The 21,743-nt window shown below is 37.2% G+C and carries 21 protein-coding genes and 2 pseudogenes; 3 read left to right on the forward strand and 20 right to left on the reverse strand.

Translation table 11 applies throughout. The features are described from left to right. Nucleotides 1–36: 36 nt before the first annotated feature. From rhaA to DVW83_RS15810, 5 genes are read right to left on the reverse strand one after another with little or no spacing between them, the layout of a single operon-like run. Entirely contained in the window at nt 37–1,299 is a 1,263-nt protein-coding gene (rhaA, locus tag DVW83_RS03585) for an L-rhamnose isomerase (RefSeq protein WP_104660441.1), read from the reverse strand. A gap of 57 nt (nt 1,300–1,356) precedes the next feature. Continuing rightward, a complete protein-coding gene (rhaB, locus tag DVW83_RS03590) occupies nt 1,357–2,814 on the reverse strand; it encodes a rhamnulokinase (RefSeq protein ID WP_104660442.1) in 1,458 nt (485 codons plus the stop codon). Next, nucleotides 2,811–3,212: an MFS transporter gene (locus tag DVW83_RS15800; protein ID WP_258078937.1), complete on the reverse strand. Its 402-nt coding sequence runs from the start codon at nt 3,210–3,212 to the stop codon at nt 2,811–2,813. Before DVW83_RS15800 ends, rhaB begins: the two co-directional genes overlap by 4 nt. Then, on the reverse strand, nt 3,200–3,556 hold the full coding sequence (locus DVW83_RS15805) for a hypothetical protein (RefSeq protein WP_258078939.1): 357 nt from the start codon (nt 3,554–3,556) through the stop codon (nt 3,200–3,202). Before DVW83_RS15805 ends, DVW83_RS15800 begins: the two co-directional genes overlap by 13 nt. Then, a complete protein-coding gene (locus DVW83_RS15810) occupies nt 3,483–4,118 on the reverse strand; it encodes an MFS transporter (RefSeq protein WP_258078938.1) in 636 nt (211 codons plus the stop codon). The genes DVW83_RS15805 and DVW83_RS15810 overlap by 74 nt, the downstream gene beginning before the upstream one ends. A 230-nt stretch (nt 4,119–4,348) precedes the next feature. On the opposite strand from DVW83_RS15810, the gene DVW83_RS15020 reads away from it, so the two are divergent. Continuing rightward, on the forward strand, nt 4,349–4,915 hold the full coding sequence (locus tag DVW83_RS15020; protein WP_161569447.1) for an AraC family ligand binding domain-containing protein: 567 nt from the start codon (nt 4,349–4,351) through the stop codon (nt 4,913–4,915). After that, a complete protein-coding gene (locus DVW83_RS15025; RefSeq protein WP_161569448.1) occupies nt 4,912–5,211 on the forward strand; it encodes a helix-turn-helix domain-containing protein in 300 nt (99 codons plus the stop codon). Before DVW83_RS15020 ends, DVW83_RS15025 begins: the two co-directional genes overlap by 4 nt. Nucleotides 5,212–5,502: 291 nt before the next feature. Here the strand turns inward: DVW83_RS15025 and DVW83_RS03605 are convergent, their stop codons facing one another. From DVW83_RS03605 to DVW83_RS03675, 15 genes and pseudogenes are all read right to left on the reverse strand, one after another. Beyond that, nucleotides 5,503–6,471 (reverse strand): tRNA dihydrouridine synthase, encoded by a 969-nt coding sequence (locus tag DVW83_RS03605; protein WP_104660443.1) that lies wholly within the window; start codon nt 6,469–6,471, stop codon nt 5,503–5,505. 107 nt (nt 6,472–6,578) lie between these two features. Then, on the reverse strand, nt 6,579–7,100 hold the full coding sequence (locus DVW83_RS03610) for a GNAT family N-acetyltransferase (protein ID WP_104660444.1): 522 nt from the start codon (nt 7,098–7,100) through the stop codon (nt 6,579–6,581). Nucleotides 7,101–7,481: 381 nt separating this feature from the next. Continuing rightward, entirely contained in the window at nt 7,482–8,252 is a 771-nt protein-coding gene (locus tag DVW83_RS03615; protein WP_104662158.1) for an ABC transporter permease, read from the reverse strand. Continuing rightward, nucleotides 8,245–9,180 (reverse strand): ABC transporter ATP-binding protein, encoded by a 936-nt coding sequence (locus DVW83_RS03620; protein WP_104662157.1) that lies wholly within the window; start codon nt 9,178–9,180, stop codon nt 8,245–8,247. The genes DVW83_RS03615 and DVW83_RS03620 overlap by 8 nt, the downstream gene beginning before the upstream one ends. Before the next feature lie 478 nt (nt 9,181–9,658). Continuing rightward, a pseudogene (locus DVW83_RS15375) lies at nt 9,659–9,829 on the reverse strand (MutS-related protein); the annotation flags it as partial. A gap of 256 nt (nt 9,830–10,085) precedes the next feature. Then, nucleotides 10,086–10,397 (reverse strand): hypothetical protein, encoded by a 312-nt coding sequence (locus DVW83_RS03630; RefSeq protein WP_104662056.1) that lies wholly within the window; start codon nt 10,395–10,397, stop codon nt 10,086–10,088. Nucleotides 10,398–10,404: 7 nt separating this feature from the next. Further along, nucleotides 10,405–10,698, reverse strand: a complete 294-nt coding sequence (locus DVW83_RS03635) for a hypothetical protein (RefSeq protein WP_104662057.1) — start codon at nt 10,696–10,698, stop codon at nt 10,405–10,407. Between the two features lie 21 nt (nt 10,699–10,719). Next, the gene (locus tag DVW83_RS03640; RefSeq protein ID WP_104662058.1) at nt 10,720–12,249 is read right to left on the reverse strand and encodes a cutinase family protein; all 1,530 of its coding nucleotides are present in this window, start codon (nt 12,247–12,249) and stop codon (nt 10,720–10,722) included. A 10-nt stretch (nt 12,250–12,259) separates the two neighbouring features. Then, on the reverse strand, nt 12,260–12,640 hold the full coding sequence (locus tag DVW83_RS03645) for a hypothetical protein (RefSeq protein WP_104662059.1): 381 nt from the start codon (nt 12,638–12,640) through the stop codon (nt 12,260–12,262). Nucleotides 12,641–13,121: 481 nt separating this feature from the next. After that, nucleotides 13,122–13,313: a hypothetical protein gene (locus DVW83_RS03650; protein WP_104662060.1), complete on the reverse strand. Its 192-nt coding sequence runs from the start codon at nt 13,311–13,313 to the stop codon at nt 13,122–13,124. A 160-nt stretch (nt 13,314–13,473) separates the two neighbouring features. Next, nucleotides 13,474–13,728 (reverse strand): hypothetical protein, encoded by a 255-nt coding sequence (locus tag DVW83_RS03655; RefSeq protein ID WP_104662061.1) that lies wholly within the window; start codon nt 13,726–13,728, stop codon nt 13,474–13,476. Between the two features lie 822 nt (nt 13,729–14,550). Beyond that, a pseudogene (essC, locus tag DVW83_RS03660) lies at nt 14,551–19,066 on the reverse strand (type VII secretion protein EssC). Continuing rightward, complete coding sequence (locus tag DVW83_RS16065; protein WP_104662062.1) at nt 19,066–19,491, reverse strand: hypothetical protein; 426 nt, start codon at nt 19,489–19,491, stop codon at nt 19,066–19,068. Before DVW83_RS16065 ends, essC begins: the two are co-directional and overlap by 1 nt. A 32-nt stretch (nt 19,492–19,523) precedes the next feature. Next, entirely contained in the window at nt 19,524–19,880 is a 357-nt protein-coding gene (locus tag DVW83_RS03670; protein ID WP_224784417.1) for an EsaB/YukD family protein, read from the reverse strand. A gap of 896 nt (nt 19,881–20,776) precedes the next feature. Continuing rightward, nucleotides 20,777–21,367, reverse strand: coding sequence for an ATP-binding cassette domain-containing protein (locus DVW83_RS03675; RefSeq protein WP_104662063.1), 591 nt, complete (start codon nt 21,365–21,367; stop codon nt 20,777–20,779). 128 nt (nt 21,368–21,495) lie between these two features. On the opposite strand from DVW83_RS03675, the gene DVW83_RS03680 reads away from it, so the two are divergent. Then, a complete protein-coding gene (locus tag DVW83_RS03680) occupies nt 21,496–21,708 on the forward strand; it encodes a hypothetical protein (protein ID WP_137239042.1) in 213 nt (70 codons plus the stop codon). Nucleotides 21,709–21,743 lie beyond the last annotated feature (35 nt).

Below are 21,743 nucleotides of genomic sequence, written 5' to 3' on the forward strand. Positions count from 1 at the left end.
GGCGGGGACAAACTCCCCGCCAATTCATGCTTGTCATTATTTGTTACGTAGTGCTAAGACATCTTTTTCATAATTCTTGACTTCTTCATACCAATCCATACCAACAGGGACATTGTTTAATGCACAGAAGTAGTTCCATACATCTGCATACGGAAAGTCTTTTAATTCTTCTGTCAAGACTATTCGTTTTGTATAATCAAAATCCAATTCAATCGCTTTTAAGTCTTCAGTTGGTTCTAACATTGCTTTTAATAAGGCTTTTTGAGTATTACGTGTACCCACGACCCAAGCAGCGATCCTGTTGATAGTTGCATCAAAGAAATCTAAGCCAATGTTTGTTTTTCCTAAAAGATCATTACGAACGAGTTCTTTTCCGATTTCTTGCAATTCATCATCCATGATCACAACATGGTCAGAGTCCCAACGAACTGGACGAGAGACATGCAACATGATTCCTTTAGAGAATAGTGCCAATGAACTCAATTTGTTTGAGATCACTTCAGTTGGATGGAAATGACCAGCATCTAAACAGATCAATTTGTTACGTGTTAGCCCATAACCCATGTAGAATTCATGAGAACCAACAGTATAAGCTTCTGTACCTAGTCCAAATAGTTTGCTTTCAACAGCTTCTTGGGTATATTCTTCATTCAAATCCTCTGTAAAGATTTCATCTAGTGATTCCATCATACGTTTACGTGGAGTGTAACGATCGATTGGATTATCTTTCATACCATCTGGCATCCAGAAATTATTGATACATGTTTGGCCAGTTTCTTTTCCTAGATATTCAGCTACTTTACGGCTGCGTTTACCATGTTCGATCCAAAAGTCGCGGACTTCTTTATCTGGATGTGCCAAAGTCATTCCATCTTTCATCATTGGGTGAGAGAAAAAGGTTGGGTTGAAGTCTAAACCAACACCTTGTTCATTCGCCCAACTAGCCCATTTTGCAAAATGTTTTGGTTCGATTTCATCTAAGTCTACTGGTTCATCTGTATCTAAATAAATGGCATGTAAGTTTAATTTATGGCTTCCTGGAATCAATGAAAAAGCCTTTTCAACATCTTGTCGTAATTGATCTGGCGTATGGGCAGCACCAGGATAATTTCCTGTCGACATGATCCCACCAGTTAATTCACCATCAGGATTCAAGAATCCTTTGACATCATCTCCTTGCCAGCAATGCATCGAGATTTTTAAATCTTGCAATTTTTTCAGTGCAGCTTCTGTGTCAACACCAATTTCTGCATAATGAGCTTTTGCATCTTGATAACGTTCTTCTACTGTTTTTGTCATTTTATTTCTGCTCCCTTGTCTTTTAAATTTATTCAATAAAACGCGGATTCTTCGTTTTTATACAAATAATTTTGTTAGTGCGTGGTATTTCTCAATGGCAATTTGATTTGCTATATGCGGTTGGAATTGTTTTAATGGGAAAGATTTTTTTATTCCTTCGCGACCTTCCGCCAACGTTCCAAAACCTTTTGTCGCAACCATTTGAACGATGATATTACCGATTGCTGTTGCTTCTCCAGGTCCTGCTAAAACAGGGATTCCACAAGCATCTGCAGTTAATTGATTCAAGAAATCATTGTTTGATCCTCCACCCACAATGTGTAGTTGTGTGATCGTGCGCCCCGTGATTTTCTCCAATTTTTCAAGTTCTACCGCATAACACAGTGCCAAACTATCATAAATACATCGTGCCAGTTCCCCAGGCGTTTCGGGTATCTTTTGATTCATTTCCCGACAGTAACCTTGGATCTCCGTAATCATATTTTTAGGATTCATAAAACGCGGATCGTTGACATCGATCAATGTAACAAATGCTTCTTTCTGGCTTGCCAGCTCTGCTAACTCAGGGTACGAATACTGATAATCCAGCATTCTAGATACTTCTTGAATCAGCCACATTCCCATAATATTTTTCAAGAAACGGATAGTTCCTTGAACTCCCCACTCATTGGTAAAGTTTGCCTCAAATGCTTCCGAAGTTGCGATACCTTCGTTGATTTCCACGCCCATTAATGACCATGTACCTGAACTGATGTATGCCCAATTTTCTCCCTTTCCCGGTGTGCCTACAACTGCTGAAGCTGTATCGTGAGAGGCAATTGTAATGAATGTAGCATCTGGAAGATCATAAGTCGGAAATTTTTCTTTTCGTATCTTCCCTAAAATGGTTCCTGGTTCCACTAAATTCGGAAATAATTCTTTGGAGACATCGATTGCGTTCAATACATCTTCATCAAGTTGTCGTGTTTGTAAATTCATCAGTTGCATCGTGGAGGCGTTCGTTTTTTCCAATACTGCCTGTCCAGTCAAGACATAGCCTAAATAATCAGGCATCAACACTAACTGTTTGGCATGCGCTAATTTTTCACGATTTTCTTTGAATAATTGGAAAACTGTATTGAATGGTTGTAGTTGAATACCTGTCTCTTGATACAGCATTTGTAGTGAAAAATATTCATCAAATTCTGCTATATCCTGTTCTGTTCGGTTGTCACGATAACTAACAGGTTGACTTATTGCCTCTCCTTGCTCATCAAGCAAGCAGTAATCAACGCCCCAAGTATCAATACCCACATAGCATTTTTCAACACCGCGCTTCTTCACTTTTTCTAAACCAATCAAAATCTCTTCAATCAAGTGTTCTGCATCCCAATAATCTGTACCATTACTATCAGCAAACCCATTTTTGAAACGATGAATCTCTTCTAATGAAATTTTGTTGAATGGATTTTTTTCTGAGAGCATCAAACGTCCACTTGATGCACCAATATCTACTGCTATATATGTGTCTGTCATTTCGTTACCTCTTGTCCATGGGGCAGATGTGTTGTTGCTTCAACGCTGTCGCCATATCGTTCTTCCGTAATTTGTTCTAATGTTTTACCTTGTGTTTTCGGTGTCCAAACCGTTCCAATCACTAGCGATACGATCAGTAAGCCGATCATAGCTGTTCCAGCAATGGTGAAACCTAAACTTGCTAAGATCATTGGGAAAATGATTGACCAAACACCACAACTTCCGCGAACTAAGAAAAACATGATTCCTTGTGCGCCACCGCGGAATTTAGTAGGAAATAACTCTGATGCCCACAAAGCATAGAATGCTTGTGCACCGATCCCTGCAGAGATACCCCAGAGGACAACAAATGCGCCTAATCCTGCCCAAGACATCCCGACGAATGTCAAAATGACCATAAAAGCACCGCCATTAAAGCGCCTACAAAATAAAACTTACATTGATTTACTTTGTCTCCCAGTTTCGCAAAGCCAAAATAAGAAGCAAGCGATGTCAATATCCAAAGTACTGCCTGTAGCATATTTGCTTGTGAATTCGTCAAACCACCAACTGTTTCATATACAAACGGCATGAAAAATCCCATCGCTCCTGCTACTAAGTTCCAAAATAGGTACACACCTACTAAAAACATGAGTGATTTTCTGTTCACAACATTTGAAAAAAGCTCTTTATATGGATGCGCCTTTTCCGCCGTCGCTGCTTGGCGTGTATCTTCTTCTTCCCAATCTTTTGATTCTTCCAATTGTCGTTGTAAAACCCAAGCAATTATGGCAACAACAACTAATGAAACAAACAATAAAACGACTACCAAATAATCCCAAAGGTGCTAAAATTACTCCTAATGTGAAAATAATTACTGGTCCTAATGACCATGCTAGTTGAGAAATTCCAATATTATGTGCTCGAGATTCAGGGTGTGCCATTTCAGCAATATATGACCACGATGCCGGAACTCCTGCACCAACAGACAACCCCATAATCAAAAATCCTGCCAACAGCATTGGAAAATTCATCGCAAAGATAATAAATAGGGCGCCAACTATATAAACCAATAAGTTGTAGGTGTAGATGAATTTACGTCCATACTTATCAGATAACCGTCCACCAATCAATGCACCAATCGCCGCACCAAAAGCGTTCGCACTCAAGGCTCCCAACAATCCAACAGAAAAACTACTTAAACCAAAATGCTCCGTCCATAAGGTCAATCCGCTTGCACCTGCTACGATACAACCAGAATCCAAATAGTTCGTTAAAGAAACCGCAATGGTCTCTTTTATTCCTCCACCGCTTTGACCACTCATAGTTCACTCGCTCCTTAAATTTATTTACATTCTTATTATCGGAATTAATGGTTGCGTTTTCAATATCGTGTGTATAGAATAAATGTATCAAAATTACAGGGATGTATTAATATGAATAAAATCGTAGAAGACTATTTATATCATCATACGTAAGTGGAAGAAGCTCAATTAAATAAAAAAAATTCGTAATGGATATTCCTTCAACATCTTTTCAAACCGCAAAAGAAGACATGGTTTTATTAAAAGATTACTTCTTGAAAAATAATTATATCTATATAAGTAAACATCCACGTTTTGCGCCTTATCCAAAACACAGTCATCACTTTTTAGAACTGAATTATGTTTATTCAGGAAAATCAATTCAGTATATCAACAATAAACGTGAGGTGATCAATCAAGGCGAGATTTTATTGCTTGATAGCGGTTCTTCCCATTCCTTAGAAGTACATGGGGAACAAGATATTCTCATCGATATTATTTTTCCAAATGACAAAGTCAATATTGATTGGTTGTCTAATTTAAACGTTAAAAATAGTGTACTCTTTAATTTTTTAGCTCAGACGATGGCAACTCGTTCACGAAAAGAATATTTGATTTTTCGTTGCTCCGAAAATGAGCATGTCCAAATAATTCTAGATCAAATGATCAATAAATATTTTACTGAACCCGTCTTCGCAAATGAAATCATTTCTTTGTACATCCCAATTCTGTTTACCGAATTGATTGGCAACTGTACCTATGATTTCTACGAAGAAAAAAAGACAAGACCAACCATCAAGTCGTCATCGATACCTTGAAACTGATTGAAAAAGATTATGCCACCCTCTCATTGGAAAAAGCAGCTAAACAACTTGGCTATAATAAAAACTACTTGAGCAATATCATCAAACAAAAGACAAATAAAAATTTTTCAACCCTGTTAACAGAACAACGAATGAAGCAGGCTAAGTTTTTGATTGAAAGCTCCACTCTTTCAATTGGTTCAATCATTGAATTGGTAGGCCTAAAGAACCGTACCAATTTTTACAAAAAATTTGAAGCAATTTATAGCAAAACACCGAGTGCATTCAGAAAAATGACTGAGGAACCATAACATCACTTGAAATGACTCCCCTTAGAATAAAGAAGCCATAAGAAATCCAACTGAATTTCTCGTGGCTTCTTCATTTTTCATTTAGATTGATCTCTTAGGCGTTTTTTGGCATGTTTCATTCATCCACAAGAACGAGTATCCTAGCCTACTTGATTAGTATTACAACCATTTTTCGATTCTCTTTTTTATACTGGCACAACCTCTTCAAAAAGCCAAAATTCTCAGAAATTAAAAAAGCAATTTCCGTGAATTTCGGCTTATATTTTTGGCCTTGATTATTTCATCTCAGCCTTATCTGTTTTTGTTCGCTTGAAATGTGTCCAGTATTGCTCTCACTTCATCTGTTGTTTTGGTATCCATTAGTTGAACACGCAGATCGTTTGCACCAGGAAAACCTTTGACATAGATTTTGAAGAAACGGTGTAATCCTGTGATCGAACGTGGAATGATCTGCGCATATTGATCTTGCAGATCTAATTGTAGGCGGAGTAGTGCAATCAGTTCTTCTGACGAATGTTCTCTCGCTTCTTTTTCAAAAGCAAATGGGTTTTTGAAAATCCCACGGCCGATCATAATGCCGTCTACTCCATATTTTTCTGCCAATTCCAAGCCCATTTGTCGGTCTTGAATATCCCCATTGATAGTGATCAATGTTTGCGGTGCAAGTGCATCCCTCAGCTCTACAACCCTTGGAATCAACTCCCAATGGGCAACTACTTTACTCATTTCTTTTCTTGTTCTTAAGTGGATAGAAAGATTTGCGATATCTTGTTTCAAGAGATGGCTGATCCAATCATCTAATTCTGATTGTTGCGTAAACCCAATCCGTGTTTTCACACTAACTGGTAGACCCCCTGCCTTTGCAGCTTGGATCAATTCCGCCGCTACTTCTGGACGAAGGATCAACCCACTGCCTTTGCCTCGTTCAGCGACATTTGGTACAGGACACCCCATATTCAAGTCGATTCCTTTAAATCCCATTTCAGCCAGTTGGATACTCATTTCTTTGAAGAATTTTGGCTTATCCCCCCAGATATGGGCTACCATAGGCTGTTCATCCTCTGTAAAAGTCAATCGGCCTCGAACACTTTCTTTACCATCAGGATGACAAAAACTATCTGAATTCGTAAACTCAGTAAAAAATACATCAGGTGCGCCTGCTTCTTTCACAACATGCCTAAAAACCACATCTGTGACATCTTCCATCGGGGCTAATATAAAAAAGGGCTTAGGTAACGCTGCCCAAAAATTTTCTTTCACATCATACACTCCATTTCGTTACTGGCTCTTTATTAATCTTCATCTTTAAAAAACATGGTCATTATACTAGTTATATGTAAAAGAAGCAAAATCAGCGCTTCACTTCTTTAACAAACAAGCTTTTGATAAGCCAATCGTTCATTATCTGTATAGTCACTCACATAAACGATGCCTCGCAACTCAAACCCACTATGCTCCATGATACGCTGCATCCCTTTATTCTTTTTGTGTGTATCCACTCTAATTTGATGGATTCCTTGTTTTTTCGTTTCGGCTTCTGCAAATTCAATCAAGCGATACGCCAATTTTTGCCCACGAAATTCTTCCGACAGGGCAATACGGTGGATCGTTGTATATGGATCTGCTTCATTTTCCCATGTTCCTTCAAAGATTTCTTGGTAGTTTTTGTCTGGTGTCCGTTGCAATGCCAGTGTTCCAGCCACCACTCCATCGACTAGAAGAATATAAGAAATCCCCTCTTCAATATCATTTTTGATCGTTTCTTCATTAGGGTAGCCATTTTGCCACTGTGGACTGCCGGCAGCCGCTAACAACGCCTTCGCATCATTAATGATTTTCATCACAGCTGGCAAATCTTCTACTGTTGTTTCCCGAAATACAAGGCTCATTCCCATCCACTCCTTTTTAATTTTCTATTTTAATACAAACAATGATCCTTGAGCAACTCTAACTTAACATTTGACAAAAAGAGTGCAGGACAAATCTAAAAATCAGTTTTGCTACAGACCCTCGAATAAACGGCGTCCAAAAGTCAGGTTTTTCGGAAATTTCAAAAAAAAAAAAACGAGCAATACAAAAAAGTATTGTTCGTTTTTTCTCTCCAATTTCTCAAACCTAAACGACTTTTGTCTCGACCTCTCACCTCAATGGTGAAAGCAAAAACAACTTCTTCAAAAAATAAGTCAATATTCACAAAAATTCAAAAATAATTTCTGTAACTTTCTTCGTATATCTTGAAGTTAAGCACTTCTGCCTCTTTCTAGCAATGATTAGCTTCTCAACCCGCGTCCTTTATTGATCAAATACCAGCAAGCTGAATATAGGATGATAATAAACAAGACTAAAATCGTAAGAGAAACGCCGATCGGTACATCCTTTGTCCCAAGAAAACCATAACGGAATCCAGATATCATGTACACGATTGGATTGACTTTTGAAATAGCTTGCCAAACAGGTGGCAACATTGAAATCGAATAAAATACTCCACCTAAATATGTCAAAGGTTGTAAAACAAATGTCGGTACAATCGATACATCATCATAGGATTGGGCAAAGATCCCATTGATCAACCCAGCAAGAGAAAATAAAATCGCCGTCATCAACAAGGTCACGATGATGATCACCCACGAATGGACATGTAGTGGAACAAAAAAGAGCGACACTACCGTTACCAACGATCCTACCAGTACACTACGTCCTAATCCACCAATGACGAAGCCCCAGATAATCACATGTGTAGGCACTGGAGCAACCAAGATCTCTTCAATATTTTTTTGGAACTTCTGCGAGAAGAAGGACGATGAAACATTCGCATAAGAGCTAGTGATTGCTGACATCATTATCAGTCCAGGTACGATAAACTGCATATAAGAAAATCCTCCCATATCCCCGATACGCCCGCCGATCATTTTACCAAAAATAACAAAATAAAGGGACGTAGTAATAACAGGTGGGACTAAAGTTTGGACCCAAATACGTAAATAACGATTGGTTTCTTTTATAGCTAAACTTTTTAAAGCTGTAAAATAAAGACTAAACATTTTTTTCCTCCACATGACCATTTTCTTCCGTGATTTTCAAGAATAATTCTTCCAAACGATTCGACTTATTCCGCATCGAAAGAACTTTGACACCTTGTTGACTGAACTGATCGAAGATGCCATTGACGCCTTGATCACGTTCGACTTCCACCGCAATTGTCCGTTCATCTTCAAACGAGTAATTATAGCCTGTAAGCGTCGGTATTTGCTCATATGGTGCCAAATCAAAGATAAACGTTTCAAACTGTAACTTGGAGAGTAAGGATTTCATATTTGTATTTTCAATCAACTCACCTGATTGGATGATCCCAATGTTTCGACACAGCATTTCTGCTTCTTCTAAATAATGGGTCGTCAAAATGATCGTTGTGCCACTTTCATTCAATTCACGTAAAAACTCCCACATTTCCCGTCTCAATTCTATATCTACACCCGCAGTAGGTTCATCTAAAATCAGCAATCTAGGTTCGTGCATCAGTGCCCTAGCAATCATCAACCGGCGCTTCATCCCGCCAGAAAGCATCCGTGCCCGCACATTTCGCTTTTCCCACAAATTTGATTGTTTTAGGTACTTTTCACTGCGTTTTAGCGCTTCTTGGCGTGAAACCCCATAATAACCTGCTTGGTTCACTACGATTTGTTGTACCGTCTCAAAAGGATTGAAATTGAATTCTTGTGGAACTAAGCCAATCTGTTGCTTCGCTCGAACCAAATCAGTATCCAGATCGTACCCAAATACTTTTACCTTACCCGAAGTTTTATTGACTAGAGACGTAATGATACCGATCGTCGTTGATTTTCCTGCACCATTTGGGCCTAACAACGCATAAAAATCACCCGCCTCAACAGTCAAGTCGATCCCACGTAACGCCTCGACCCCTGTTGCATATATTTTTTTTAATCCATTTATTTCAAGAGCATTTGCCATTTTTCTAATGATCTCCTTTGTTCAACTGATTCTCTATTGTACCACGGAATCTCCTTTTTCATCCGTGGAAAAGACCAAAAAAAGAGAATGTGGAATAAATCTAAAAATCAATTTTACTACAGACTCTCGAATAAACGAAAGTCCAAAAGTCAGGTTTTTCGGAAATTTCAAAAAAGAGGCTGGGAGAGAAGCGTTTAACTCCGAGAAATAAGAAGAAATTCACGAAAATTGCTGTTCAAATTTTTGTGAATTTCGGCTTATTTAAGAAGGAGTTGCTTCTACTCCCACCGTTTATTCGTTTTTAAAGTATGAGACAGAAGCGTTTCTTACTTCTATCCCAGCCTCTTTTCTCTCCAAATTCTCAAACCTAAACGACTTTTGTCTCGACCTCATTTCAACTTATTTCAGAGGAGCTATTTCTATTCCCGCTACTTATTTAGATATAAAAGATGAAGTCATCCCGTTGTTCCTTTTTATCTCATTTTTTCTCCAATACACGCCACGTGCGATTATGATCAAAGAAAGTAGCTTCTTCTTTCGCATTTTTGACTAATTTATCAGGGTAATCCAACACTTTCAATAACGCGATCGCATTTCTGGTTATCGCTGGTCCTGCTTTTAATTGGAAATCAAAACTAATCCCTTTTTCTGGTTTAAAATAACAAAAAATATTTTTTGTTTTTTCCTATATTTTTATCTAAGATTTTAAAACAGCAACCAGTTCGCGAATCGAAGCCATTAACTTTGCGGAGAAACAAGGCTGGATATGATCTTTGACTCAATGGACGTTTATTAGAGCTATTGGCAACTTGAGCCGTGCGTGGTTATCAAGACCTTTTTGATTATTATCCTTACGATACAATGCTTCTTTATTTCAACTATTTCTATGTAAGAGTGCGCTTTTTCTATTCTTGAAATTTTTCTAATTCTTCTTGGTGGTGTTTGGTCAATTCTCGTGCTTTCTCTTCCAATTGTTGCATATAATGATTTTTCGCTTGGCGAATCACACGATTGTTTTGTTCCATGACTTGATAAAATCGTCGGTTGTTCCATGAATCATTTTTGGTGAAATGCATGACTTTCTCCACTAATCGACCTGTCTCTCTTCTAAAATGGATGAATTGTTCATTTAACTTTTTTTGCTGTTGCCTAATTCTTTGTACTTCTTCATCATATTGTTCTTCTAACTCTTGCTGTCTGTGTTGTTTTTTCTCCATCAATAAATCAACCTTCTTTCACTGGCGTTTTTAAAGCTGGTTTCTTATATTCTTTTAAATATTTATCTGCTGATTCTGCACTTTTCCCCTGTAACACCCCTTTTAATGCATTAGGTAGGACACTATTGGTTTGTTGAAACATTGCTTCTGAAATTTCTTCAACTCTTCTCATCGAGCTCTGTTTCATTGTGCCAATTCGCATTTTTTTAGCTGTAATGACTGCTTGAATGGCCACCCTTTCTCGTGCTTTTTGTTCTCGTTCTAATTCTTCTTGAAATGCTTTAGCCGCTTTATCTTCCATTAGAAAAACAACCTTTCATTCTTATTTTTTGAACGATACATTTCCAGCTTGTCCATCATAGTCCTGTATATTTTTAGCCACTGTTATTAGTTTTTCACTAAAATCAATCATTTTCTCTTTATATTTTTTTACTTGATTATGATCACTTGCTACTTGTCCGTTGTCCCATAAGCGGCTTTTTTCATAAGGTGCGATCATTTCTTGTACTTCTGCATAGGATAAGTATTGACGAATAGACATTGCGCTTTCCTTTATTTCCCTAGCTAGAGCATCGATTTCTTCTTCAGTTTCTTGTAAGACATTTTTTGTTAGATTCTCATATTCTTCACCAATATTCTTTGCCTTTTGAGCTACTGCACGTGCAAGATCCGCACGTAGTTCAATCTTCTTATTGCCTGATGCAGTGGATAAACTTTTTTGTATACTTGTCACTCTTTCTTGCCATTGGCTAGCAATCTTAGCTTCACTAATAATCGCTTCATACTCTTTTTGAAATTTTAAATAAAGTACACCACCACCCATCAGTGTGGCTAATAAATTACCTGAAGTAATATTCACCTTTGTATTCCTTACGATCAATACCAAATATTTATCAATAAGTTTAGAGACCTTGATACCTGCTGCAAAAATATACGCATGTTCGTTTACATTTGCTTCTTTGGGCACACCATCAGGATTTAACTGATATTGTCCAAAATCGTGACTTGAACCATTCTTATCCTCTGTATCAAATATTGTAGTAAATGATTTTGGTAATAAATAATGCACATTTCCGATTTCATCTACTCCTTTTTTGTTTCGGTTCAACACTGAAACAATATCAAAGGCGTTCACATAGTAGTCGATTTTCCCTTGTTCTTCTAATTGTTGGATATTCTTTTGTGCTTGTTCAGACATTCTATTCACGCTTTTGCGTGCATCAGGACCTTGGAATAAAACAACCTTATCGATTTTGGCAATATCCTTTTCTGGAAGGTTCGCAACTGCTTGAATGGACACCATCGTTCCTAAAGAATGTCCAGTAACAGCCACGGTGGCGTTAGGTGCTTTAGTAGTCATTTCTGTTATTTTTTGGTGCATCGCTTTTGTAGCAAGTTTTGCTTGTGGAATATACGAATTGAATAAGGTAAACGAACCATTATTTTCTACCCAATCATTTAAAGTATGCAAAGAAATTGCATCGCTTCCTCGGGTTGCAAAATACGTATGCTTCGTCTTTTCATTTAAAGTAGGTGTATCTGTCACAAAATAAGAGTTATATCCTGCTTTTTCGTCTGTTAAAAGTCCTTTTTGATATTCTTTTTCTCTGCCCAAAAAGTTTTTTCCTTTGATTGTTTTTACGATAGGATCGGGTTGGAGATAGATGGTGCTTGCATCATTTCCATAAGCGTCTTTTGCGTGGGGAAAATTGAATTTAACCGATTCACCTTTATCTAATCTGTTTCTTTTACTAGGGCTTAATTCCTCATAAGGAAAGTTATCATCTCTACCTTTATATGAACCTTGAGCTATATCTGCATATATATTATACTGATTTTCTAAATCAGCCACGATGTTCTCCTTATAAATTTATTGATTGTCCAAAATGTAATGTTGACATAATAGGTATGCTATTTTTATCTACGGATACATCCATTCGAAAATCTAAATTTGAATGATTGTTTACGAAACCAAGAATTTGTATTTTTCTTCCTGCTCCTTTTGGAAGTCCATTTCCAACAATTACTTCATCAACACTATCCCAATCATATTGAACAGTAACAATTTTTGAATTCTGAGATTTTACATACTCTGTCATTTCTTCTTCATGTGCCTTCAAAAAAGCAATCTGTTTTTCTTTTTCTGTTGGTTCGTTCATTTTTTTCACTCCTATCGTTCCGAGTACGGCTACTACTATCACTACAACTAAGATGACGATCTTTGTTTGTTTTTTATTTTTCACTTTTTTCACCTCTTTATAGATAAAAGCATTGCTATACACTTTAATATATGTTTTTAAGTCGCGTTTTATTTTTTATCTACCAAAAATTTTTTTCTTTGGTTATTTTTACGGTAGGCACTGGTTGGAAATAGATAGTGCTTATTAACTTACCTTTAATTTTTTACCCTTGAAGAAATCAAACTCTTTTTCTATTTTCATATTTTGATAGCTTGGAAATAGATTCGGACAATTATTCAAGCTATTTTTCATACGCTCCTTGAATTTTTTGAGATTAAACTATCTGTTAATGATCTATTGCCCATATAAACACTGTTCCTTTTCTAAATCACGATAGATATGTATTTACAGCTTATACACACCGTGTGAGCTCTTCAAAATTAAAAAAAGCGCAAGATTTCCGACATCTTGACAAAAATCTTACACTTAGCTAACTAGTAGCTATAAAATTGATTCAATCAGGATGGACATTTACACCCTCATATCATTTTCCTTTTTTCTTTTTAAAAGCAAGGTAATAGAATAATCCAGGAATTGCGATTAGTGCTGAGAGCTGCCCTTGATCATAAGGGTCTGATATATCTAGTTTGTCTTTCATCAATTGACTAATAGATAATATAGTTACTAAAATTGCTAAAAATAATGCCCATTTTCGTTGGATCTTCTTTTCACTCATTTTATATCTCCTTTTTACATTTATTCAATAGATATTCACCAGAATTAGAAAATCCCGCAATTTTTTGCACTAACCACAGCTGATAGGAGTGTCGATATTTATGGCTTTTGTCACTGACATTCTTGTTTAGATTTTTTGTGTCGCTTTTCTAGCTACACTATCAGGTGATTCCCGTGGGATTCTCACTATCCCAAGTTCCCTCATTTACCTGTTCCAACTTTATTTTCTGCTGCTTGGTCCACTTCGAAGGATCTTGGACGTATGTTTCAAAATCTAGGGTCTGTATAACCCAGTCCATTTGAGCTTGATCATACAACATCGTTACCTCAGCATTGTGACTCTTATCAATCAAAGGTTCTGTAATCCCGCTGTGATCACTTTTTTCATAATGTTCCTCCTCCAAAATTCTATACATAGTTGTTTTTTACTTTTCTACCTAATTCGGGCAATACTCTCAGCTTTTAAATCGTTTTTATTAAACCTCTAACTATCTATTTTTTCACCAATCTCTGGATAAGTTAGTAGTCGATATTTGCTTTCTCTTCCTAATATCTGTCAAACACATCAGCATGCTTTCCATTAAATTCATGAGCAAGAAGTCTTTGAGTCCTTTATAGTTGATCAATTGCATCAGTTAAAAGATAAAGACCAGTAACTCTTCAAATTTTTTCACCGGTCAGCTTAATTGATTGTATTGTTCCAAGTAGGATCGAAAAGATGACCTTTCCATTCTTGCGCAATCGCATTATTCATACTATTGACCGCTTGAATCTATTGTTCGATGCCTTCTTTTGCGCGAAGATAGACTTGTGCTTGTTGTTTTAACTGCCCAGGTGTAACTGAAATAACCCCTACCATATAAATTATCCCCTTTGAGGAATGATTCTAAAGTTTTCATGATTTCCTGTACGATTAACTCGCAAATATGGGGGTGTTTTTTATGTATGAAAATCTAAGAGTAACTTTTAGCAAAATTAGAGATGAAAAAAAGAGTTCAGTAAAGAATATGTTCGAAACAATGAGGTGTCTGAATCCCAATATTATCGCTTTGTCATACAAGAATCGGAGATTGATCTAACAAAGTTTTTAAACCTGCTTGAAAACTTAAATGTACAATTTGAAGAATTCATTTATCTGCTACCAGAAAGCAAAAATGATCTACAGCATTCAAAAAAGCAGTCGATTTCGCCCTTACGATTATTTTAGTATTTAATCTATTCACATATAGAAATTTGTCTCACCACTCACTGATTAATTTGATTCGTTCTGCCTTACGTCGGGCATAAAAATTATGCTGGTCATACTCTAGTTCTGGTTCACTAAAATTAGACTTTACTTTGATATATTCTTGATCCGTTAAACGTGAGCCCACTAGGCCTGTCGGTGGATTATTTCGTAACATTTTACTAACGTCATCAAATGCAATATCTAACTTGCTTTTTGGTGATTGGAAAATAAAATAAATACCCACTTTAGGACCATTTTTCAACATTTTTTTCACTTGGTCTTCAAACAACAGACTCTTCTCGGAAAATGGCACTACTTCTGGGATATACACCAGCATTTTTTCTCTGGGTGCTGCGTTATTTTCCAGTCGATTGTCGATTTCTCCTGATAACTCAAGGGCTGTTTGATTGTATTCATTGTCAGAAACGATCTGATCAAAAGCAGTAGTAGTCTCATACTGATTTCCATAATCAAAGACAAGACGATAGTACTGTTGTTGGAGTACTTTGAATCCTTCTATGATGGTTCGATTCAAAAATTCTGTCTGTGATGGCGTATCATTAGCAATGACACAATAGCCATCCTCCACTGGAGAAAAGGCGACAATTTCAGTTGTTTCTAAACTCATACCAAATGGTAGATTTCCTTCTGACAAGTGCTTTTCAACTTCAAGGTAGGAATAAAACTCTTTAGCCGTCAATCGTTTGGGTGCCATCGGGATCTTCGCCGGTCTATCACCTGACCATACTTGGTCCATTTCCCTGATTTCAGCTTCTAAGTTGGTCAGACGTTCAATATCGTTGCTTCCTTCTGTTGGCAAATAGACTTGCATCACGATTGGTTCATCTAGCTTCACTTGAATGCGACCGGTGATTTCTTGTGGGATCAAGGCATCACGACCGATAATATCTTTTACAGCATTATCTTCAACTAGGTACAAGGCAAGTCGTGTTGGAATATTGCTAGTCATGCTGATTTTGAAAGAATCTGCTCTTAAAGCGGTTGCTACCAGATACATGCCCAAGCTTGCACCTTCTCGTAACAATTGGTTCAGCGCACTTTCTACCGTTTCTTCTAAAGGACTTTCCCGTAGTGGGTCGTAGCTGTCTAATACAATGATTTCAACTGGTAAAGAGTTGCCAGATTTTGATTCGTATTGAGAAAGACTAGAAACACCATATAAAAAAAATTCATCTTTTCGTTTTGTCAGTTCTTGCCGAATCTTTTTGACACATTTCACTAATTTCTCGTTTTCTTCCAGATGAACAAGGTCTGCTACATGAGGCAGATCTTTTAACGGCAATAACCCATTAGTCCCAAAGTCGAACAGATAAACATGAAGCTGTTCTGGTGTGTTCTTTCGCACGAGATTCATCACAAACGTTTGGAGGGCGACAGATTTTCCAAAACCAGCACTGCCATAAATAGCAGTATGGCTAAATTCGTTAAAATCAAAAGTGAACGTTTCTTGTGCTTGTCGTGAAGGAATATCCATAAAAGCAAAAGGTACAGTCAGTTCCCGAGTCCCTTGCCACTCTTTTTCTCGGGAAATCGGTGGCGTACAAATTTCAGTTTCTAAAGGTGGTAACCATAGTTTTTCTGGTAAAGTTGCCTGTGTTTTTTTTTGCCACTGTTGCTAAATAATCTACAATCGCTTCTAGTTCCGTCTGTTGTTCTTCATCTTGCGCAACACCAACTTCTTCATCCTCAGACAAATCAGTCGTCAATAATTCATATTGTCCCAAATCGTTGATTTTCCAGATACGTTCATCTACTTTTTCTTCATTTACCGATTCAGGATCATACGTTGCACCACTCCAAGCGGATTGAAAAAGTTCATAGATTTCATTGTTCCCGACTTGTAAATAAGCACGTCCTGGCAAAGTAATATTGGCAGCATCCGGGTTTTTTAAAATTTCATTGGAATCACTAGCATCTTGAACTTTTAATGCTAATTTGAACCGTGAATTCGACCAAATCTGATCGTCTACTACGCCACTTGGTTTTTGTGTAGCTAAAATCAAATGAACGCCTAAGGAACGACCAATCCGAGCAGTTGAAACCAGTTCGGCCATAAATTCTGGTTCGTTTACTTTTAATTCGGCAAATTCATCTGATATCAAGAACAAGTGTGGCAATGATTCACTAGGGTATTTCTTTTTCTCTTCTGAATCATAAATTTCTTTTCCTGCTTTATAGAGTTTCGTATAGCCATTGATATGATTGACCCCATATTTTCCAAAATAACGTTGGCGTTTTTGTAATTCTGCCCGAATACTTGCTAGGGCCCGAGCAGAGCCGGCACCGTCTAAGTTGGTAATAGAACCAAGTAAATGGGGTAAATTAACAAATAGGTTCGCCATCCCACCACCTTTAAAGTCAATCGGCAAGAATCCTACATCCTCTGGCGCAAAATTAATGGCAAGACTTAATACATAACTTTGTACGATTTCCGATTTTCCTGATCCAGTCGTTCCTGCCACTAATCCATGTGGACCATGGGCACGCTCGTGTAAATTAAGTGACACTAAATCATCTTTTCCGCGATATCCTAGTGGCACTGCCAAGGATTTTGCGGTATTAGCTGACTGCCATCGGGTGGAGGCTTGAAGTTCTTCCACTTCTTTCACTTGATACATTTCCAAAAAACCGACAGATTCAGGAATTGCATTTTTTTCGACTTCTACATGATGTAAATTCGCCAAACGACGAATAGCTTGATCTAATGGATATTTTTCTGATAAACGATAAGGTTTAAAGTCTTTGACAAGATAGACATTTTTTTCATTTACCAATTGACCACTTTCGTTAGAGGTATACTTCACAAATGTCGTAACAGTTTCCGGCAACATGGCTTCTGCTTTTTTGCCCCAGATAACTGTTACGCCGTAGTCACTCACATCTTCTGCTAAAAATCCATTCAATCCGTGGCCTGCTAACCAACTATCATCTAAAATGATAAAAACAAAATGCGGTGAAAACTGGATCTTATTATTACTCCCAGCTTCTCTCAGCGCCTGTTTCCGTTTATTCATCAGCTGATAAAAACTATTCAAAACCATATCCCGACTTTGCGCGTTATGGATCAGCCCTCTAAGATTCAAACTATGGATTTGAAAGTGTGGCAACCACCGCCATTTTTTCCAGTCTTTGTCGTACAGTTCTTCGGAAAGTAAGGCAATAAATTCCAAATCATGATAGGAATGAAAACTTGCAAGTTGAAATAAGATACTGGAAACCGCTGTTCGTAAAACAGGGTAAGTGCCTACCAAGCCCAATGTTTGTTTTTGAAGATTAGTGCTGATTGGAGCTTGCTTGGCGACAGAATAAGGTTCAATGATATGTTCTTTGGCAAATAACACTAAGGGATCTTTTGCTTGTTCATCATCAAAAGCGACTTCATAAGAAGAAGTCAAATCCCCTGTTCCCAATGAAAATTCCAAGTAATCTGCATTATTCACGGTCTTCTCATAAATTCTGGGACTATAGTTAGTGACTAACTGTGAAAGTTTTTCTAGATCAGGAAAGTGATAGTCGAATGTTTGTTGTTGCTTTTGGGCTAGCCGTTCTAATTCTGCTGTCTTTTCTAATAGATAGCTTTGATAATCCTCTTCTCGTTCTACTTTCTTATGGGCAAAATCTTTCTTATTGGTAAAGTAAGAAGCAACAGATAAAGCTGCTGTCAATAAACTCGCACTGCCCATCCCAACCATCATCAAAGGATTGCCACCGCTTAATAAACTAGTCGCACCACTGATCACCAACATACCTAAAGGAGGTAAAATCGTGCGGATGATATCGCTTTTTCCTGTATCCATTAAACTTTCTGGCAGTTGAATGACTATTTTTTCTGTTGGTTGTTGTAACAAGATTCTTGGACTGCGTCGAAAATCAGGAAAATTTATTGGTACTTCTGGCTCAAAGGATTGTGGCAGTAACTTCCAAGGATTCAATATCACTTGTTGATAAATTTCAGTTAATTTCAATTGCTTTGGTCGATACTCCATCGCTATACCACCGATAATTAAGCGATCCCCAACTTTCAACGTATATGTTCCATTGAATACAGGCTGTTCATTCAAATAAACGCATTCTTGCTCTACAGACAAAGAAAGATAAAAATCTTCTTCCTTCGATGGACTGTTTTTCATTTTCGGCCCGATAATCGCAAAAGCTGTAGTCGGAAAAGCAATATCACTGTCTTTATTTTCAGATATGATCAGTTTATCGTAAGGAAGATTGGTAGTGAACACATTCAAGGATTCATGAGGAACCGCAAAAAATCGCTCTCCATTGTACCGAATCATTGGCGTTTCCCATTTCTGTTGATTGAAAAATAAATTCTCGTGCGTTAATTCAATCATTATCCCTTCAAACTGCAAAACAGCATTCGTAGGTCCCATTTCAAAATGGTGAAAGGTATCCCCAAAAACAAACACATCATAGAGAACGGCTTCTTTTGAGATAACTTGGTCATCAAAATTAGGTGTTGTAGGGTAAGAGTGTGTGGTTTCATTCGTCGACATCATTTCTTTTCACCGCCCACTTTTGCCGTGTAAGTATCAATTGCTTTTTGGTATTCTTCCAACTGTTTCTGCTTCTTCGCTCCAGACATCGTACTATTTTTCGTTGCATCATATAATTTTGTATACACATGTAAGATCAACTGGTCATCCCCAATGTTTTGAGCAATCTCTAATCGTTTCACTTCACCAAGATCAGTGAGTTGGCTTAAACGAACTGCCGTAGCAGGAATTTCATAGGTAATGACCACTTTTTCCTCTTCCAAAACTTGGATTTTCCCTGCTAGAAGTACCCCCTGTTGGACAAATAATGCTTCACTCGTTTTCATTTGTATAAGACCAAATTGATTCGGTGCTAACGTAATAGATAACTGATCTTTTACTTGTTCCCATTCAATTTCACTACTTCCATTGGATATCTTCTCCATGAATAACCTTCCTCCGCTCTTTCCTGATTAGATCAGCGAAATGACACTCTAAAACAATCGCCATCGCTTAATGGATAATCTGCTAATGGTTGCTGGTCATTTACTACTATCTTTTTATTCTCAATGACTAATTCAAAGTCCTCATACTGTAAAAGTCGTTTTTCTCGTAAAATTGGCTCTAACAATGCTTTTAATCGCGCCAGTGTAACTTGATTTGGGATCCGCAAATCCAATTCATGATTTTCGATATGCAGACTGATATTGATGGTTGTTTTCACCGTTTCCTCCCCTAAACCAGCATATTTTTTGCCTAAAAGCACCCCTGCACCTATAGCAACAATACCTGCTATGCTCATCAATACACCCCATAACCAGTTAGGCATCGTCATAGATGAATGATCCTCTCTTGGTCGATTTTCCATGATAGTGGTAAAATGAAATCTTCATACAAATTTTTATACGCTTTTAAATCGGATTTCTGTTGGTTATTTACAACATTTTGGGCATCTGTTTTGTCTGACTGATTGTTTTCACCTGTTCTCTCCTTCCTGATTTCTTCAACCTATATAAAAAAACGCCAGCAGCTTCGTACTGACTTTCCGTATTTAGTTAAACCCAAAGGATTTAGCATCTTGCGCAATCGTATTATCCATACTATTGATTGCTTGAATCTGTTGTTCGATGCTTTCCTTTGCACAAAGATAGTCATGGAAATCTTACCTAAGCTTTGCCAGTGCTAAAATGATATCAAAAAATCAATAGGAAGCATGCTGACACAAAAATTGCTATCCACCTATTAGAAATGAAAAATTTCAAATTAGCGTTGATTGCGATCAAAGAACTAGAAAAAATTGAAGTCGGTGAGGAAGATATTTACGAAAAAATTCTCTTGAAATTTTGGAAGCAACTCTCCATCTACATTCAAAATCCTTCCACCGATACACTTACAGAAATATAAATATTACTCGATCATCTAGCCTTTTTCGACTGTCACTCACTGATTCGAATGCTAAGCGAAATCACTACTTTCACAGTCAAAGTCATTCCATACAAGTAACTCGTTCATACTAAAATTGATTTCAGATAGCGGGTTAGGTTTCCTGTGAATCAGGGGAAGAATGAGGGTAATGCAAAAAGAACACTGATCCGTTAACCTCATACTGAGGAAAACAGGTCAGTGCTCAAGTATCGAATAATAAAAATGCTATTCGACTAATTATCAAAAAAATCCCGACTGAACATCTGTCGAGATTTTAAAATCCAACCATGATTCTTATTGTTGCTCTTATAGATAGATCAATTTATCTGCGAATATGGCTATCTCAATATCGTGTGTAACCACAACAACAGATTTACCACTCTTACATAGGTCTTTGAAAATTTTTAAAACATGTCTTGTATTTTTATGATCTAAATTTCCAGTTGGCTCATCCACAAAAAGAACATCGAATTTTTTCGCTAATGCTCTAGCTAAAGCAATCCTTTGTTGCTCTCCCCCGCTTAATTCATAAACTTTTTTAGTAAGTATCGATTCCGTCAAACCAACTTTTTCTATCATTCCCCTCAAGTCTTCCTTTTCAAAGGACGGATTTAATTTAGCACCCAAATCTATATTATACTTAGCAGATTTATCATCTAAGAGTGCAAAATTTTGAAACAAATAGGCAATAGTATTCCTCCTGATTTTTTGAATTTCACTTGACGATCGACTACTTTTTTCTTTATAAATAATACTACCAGCATCCGGTTTGATCATCAAAGACATCAAACCCAATAAAGTAGATTTTCCAGAGCCATTCTCCCCCAATATACATATAAATTCCCCTTTTGAGATTGTAGTCGAAAAATTTTCAATTACTTTTTTACTTTGTAAGATTTATGGACATTCTCTATCTTTATCATAAGGAACCTCCTCTTGTGAATTTTTCAAAATAGCGTGTTGCATACTTTTTGTCCCAAAAAACAATTGCAACAAACCCTAAAACAATGATACCGAGTAACAAAATGCCCGATTCCATCTTTAATTTCCATACAGATGAATTTGGGAATACAGAACCTACTGAGGGAATGGTCAATATAGACAACTATAACCCGAAATTAAGAATCACTGAACAAGTCGGGGGCGGCACTTGGATCTATGGTTTTAACGGCACCAAACATTCCTCTGCTTACCAGCATCTAACAAAAAAAACATTCAGCTACCGCCAAAAATGGTAACGGTGCTGGAAAACGAGACATTCGAGCTGCTGGAG

This window comes from Enterococcus sp. VV15, assembly GCF_005236045.1.
GTDB classification, from domain to species: Bacteria; Bacillota; Bacilli; order Lactobacillales; family Enterococcaceae; genus Enterococcus_B; species Enterococcus_B durans.